Annotated in this window: 3 protein-coding genes; 2 read left to right on the plus strand and 1 reads right to left on the minus strand. The window is 36.3% G+C overall.

Annotated elements, in window-relative coordinates:
• Window positions 1–100: 100 nt before the first annotated feature.
• On the minus strand, window positions 101–622 hold the full coding sequence (locus tag D5R40_RS31385) for a pentapeptide repeat-containing protein (RefSeq protein WP_124142868.1): 522 nt from the start codon (window positions 620–622) through the stop codon (window positions 101–103).
• A gap of 347 nt (window positions 623–969) precedes the next feature.
• On the opposite strand from D5R40_RS31385, the gene D5R40_RS31390 reads away from it, so the two are divergent.
• Together D5R40_RS31390 and D5R40_RS31395 are read left to right on the plus strand one after the other, a co-directional pair.
• Entirely contained in the window at window positions 970–1,155 is a 186-nt protein-coding gene (locus tag D5R40_RS31390; protein WP_124142867.1) for a hypothetical protein, read from the plus strand.
• Window positions 1,156–1,327: 172 nt separating this feature from the next.
• The gene (locus D5R40_RS31395; protein ID WP_124142866.1) at window positions 1,328–2,866 is read left to right on the plus strand and encodes an AbgT family transporter; all 1,539 of its coding nucleotides are present in this window, start codon (window positions 1,328–1,330) and stop codon (window positions 2,864–2,866) included.
• The last annotated feature ends 425 nt before the right edge of the window (window positions 2,867–3,291 follow it).

Consider the following 3,291-nt stretch of genomic DNA (forward strand, 5'->3'; position numbering starts at 1 on the left):
TCCCATTTGCGGTGGGTTAACCGCAGAATCCAGGGTGTTTCAACCCCTGGAGATGTCAATCCAATCGACAACCTCTATATTTTTGCCATTAGAGCAATCTCTATTTTTTGTCATTAGAGCAATCTCCTTTTTTACCACTAGGTAGAGTAGCTCCACAAAAATCTGTTTGCTCTAATTTTGCTTGATTAAGATTTGCATTAGATAAATTAGCTCTGTTTAATTTAGCTTCCTCCATATATGCCTGGTACAAATCAGCCCAAGATAAATTAGTATCTGTCAAATCTGCCTTTTGCATAGTTGTACCATGCATAATTGCACCTGATAAATTAGCCCCTGCTAAATTTGCTTCAATCAAATTAGCACCGCTGAGAATAGCACCTCTTAAATTAGCTCCTTTCAAGTTTGCTTTTTGTAAGTTAGCTCCTAATAAATTGGCTTCACTTAAATCCGCTTCGCTTAAGTCCGCTTCGCCCAAATCACAACCTTGACACTCATAAGTACTTAATAAACGCTGAATAGTTTTGATGCGTTCCATTGAATTAGATTTAGATTGAGCAAATACTGGAATAGTTAACCAGGATACTGTTAATAATGTCGCTGTTAATGGGTATAAAAATTTCATATTTTACTTCTTAATAAATTACTGAATTTAATGTTATTTTAGATATTTAATTTTGTTGACATCATATCATAAAAATTACATCATCATTTTTGCTGATTTTCATAGCAACCCTATCTCAAGACATTTTAGTTTCCATGCTCTTGTCTCTGACTGAGAATCAGAGTGACTTATCTAGTCGTCCACAAGGCTATGAATAACTATGTAGTATCTATTTTGTTTTTAAGGTACAGATGACTTGGTTTGCTTTGATCTATATTTTTATACTACATAAATAATATAAGACAAAAATTTCAAGGGTTGGAAGGAAAAAAAATTTTTTAACTGATTTGAGTTTGAGGCAATTACTCTTGACTAGGCCAAAACATAATTATGTAGTACACTTGATTAGTAATTTGAAGAAGGAGACAGGAGACAGGAGACAGGAGGAAAATTACATGGGGATAGTCTTCGACAAGCCGTTCCGCGTCTACGCTCCCCCAAGTAATTTTGAACACCGTGTAGACGGTGGGGTATTAAACCCACAAAGAAAATGATAATATACAAATTCCCCAATGGGACAAAAATATTTTTATGAGGAGTTGGAAGCGATCGCGCAATAGAGTTTTATGCTAATTTTATTCCTTCTTCCTTCTTGCTTCTTCCTTCCTCCTTCCGATAGTATGATGATGAGAAATTGTATTTTCATCTCCAAAGGAAACAGTCAAGATGACGAAAACACCGCCCCCAGAACAGTCTAAAAAGTTGGGCATAGTTAATCAAGCACTTATTTTTATTGAAAAAGTTGGCAATAAATTGCCAGACCCAATTACATTATTTTTCTATCTTTCTATTGCAGTAATTTTGATTAGCGCGATCGCTAATTTGACAAATCTATCTGTTGTACATCCTGCAACTCAAGAAACTATTAAAGCAGTCTCTCTGTTTACTCCTGAAGGTATCCGCAGAATAATTACCGAAGCGGTGAGTAACTTTGTTAATTTCCCTCCCCTGGGTACCGTACTTGTAGCAATGTTAGGGGTAGGAGTCGCAGAGTCTACAGGATTAATTTCTGCTCTACTGCGTCAGGTAGTGTTAGTTGCTCCAGCAAAGTTTATTACTCCAGCGATTATTTTTTGTGGGGTAATGTCTAATCTTGCTTCTGATGCTGGATATGTGGTTTTAACTCCTCTTGCTGCGTTAGTATTTTTAGCATATAAACGTCATCCCATAGCAGGTTTAGCTGCTGCTTTTGCTGGAGTTTCTGGAGGTTATAGTGCTAATTTATTAATTGGATCTATCGAACCTTTATTAGCAGGAATTACTGAAAATTCGGCTAAATTAATTAATTCTGAATATACAGTTAATCCAGCAGTTAATTATTATTTCATGGTAGTTTCTACATTTGTTATTACTTTAGTTTGTTGGTATATTACGGATAAAATTGTTGAGCCTCGTCTTGGTAAATATCATGGGGAAATTAATCAAGAAGAAATTCCAGAATTGACTACTGCTGAACGAAAAGGTTTGCGTTGGGCTGGATATTCTTTATTGGCTTTTGTAGTGCTTTTATTAATATTAGTTTTACCTCCAGAAGGAATCTTGCGCGACCCCGAAACTTTAACTATTATTCCTTCTCCTTTTTTCCAGGGAATTGTACCAATAATAATGGTAGGATTTATTCTGCCTGGTATTGTCTATGGAAAAGCAGCAGGTACAATTCAGAGCGATAAAGATATTGCTCAAGGTATGACTCAGGCTATGAGTTTAATGGGTTATTATATTGCTTTATCATTTTTTGCTGCTCAATTTGTTGCTTATTTTGGTTGGAGTAATTTAGGCATTATCTTAGCTGTTAATGGTGCAAATTTTCTCAAAGCTACTGGTTTTACTGGGTTGCCTTTGCTCATAAGTTTTATTATTGTTAGTGGTTTTATTAATTTATTTATTGGTTCGGCATCGGCTAAATGGAATATTATGGCTCCAGTATTTGTGCCGATGTTAATGTTAGTTGGTTATACACCAGAGTTGACACAAATGGTTTATCGAATTGGAGATTCTACAACTAATATTATTACGCCTCTGATGCCTTATTTTCCAATTATTGTTGCCTTTGCTCAGAGATACGATAAAAATACAGGAATGGGAACTTTAATTGCTACAATGCTACCTTATTCTTTAGCTTTCCTAATATCTTGGTCAGCTTTATTTATCTTCTGGTTTATTTTCGGAATTCCCATTGGACCGGGAGCAGCAATTAGACTTTAAAATAGCACTCAGCGGTCAGCGGTCAGCCATCAGCTCTCAAGGGATAAATTAGGTGTTGCATAAATGCGGGATGATTTTAATAGTTTTGTGCGTGGGGGCATCTTGCCCGTTCCCGTTCCTGATATTTTCCCGTTCCACCTTCTTCAAGAAATAGCGATCGCCTCTGATATCAAATCCGTTGGCTTCGGAGCAATATAATTCTGTCGTCGTCATACAATGGTTAGAGGCGAATGGCATTCGCCCCTAAAATATGGACTCTTATCTTTAAATAGGGCTTGCTGATTAAATATCAAAGCATTGACTGATATTGGTTTTAGCATTTTTTGGTCTAAAAAAGTGCCAGTTTTTCAGCTCAAAGAGCTGGATAATATCAAATCCGGTAGCATCGGAGTAATTAAACCTGAATTTTCGGCCACCAATGGTAC

Source organism: Okeania hirsuta, from assembly GCF_003838195.1.
Taxonomy (GTDB): Bacteria; Cyanobacteriota; Cyanobacteriia; order Cyanobacteriales; family Microcoleaceae; genus Okeania; species Okeania hirsuta.

Excerpts from the sequence above, each read along its gene's own strand:
- D5R40_RS31395 (WP_124142866.1), top strand. The coding sequence starts at position 1,328 with ATGACGAAAACACCGCCCCCAGAACAGTCTAAAAAGTTGGGCATAGTT.
- D5R40_RS31385 (WP_124142868.1), bottom strand. The coding sequence starts at position 622 with ATGAAATTTTTATACCCATTAACAGCGACATTATTAACAGTATCCTGG.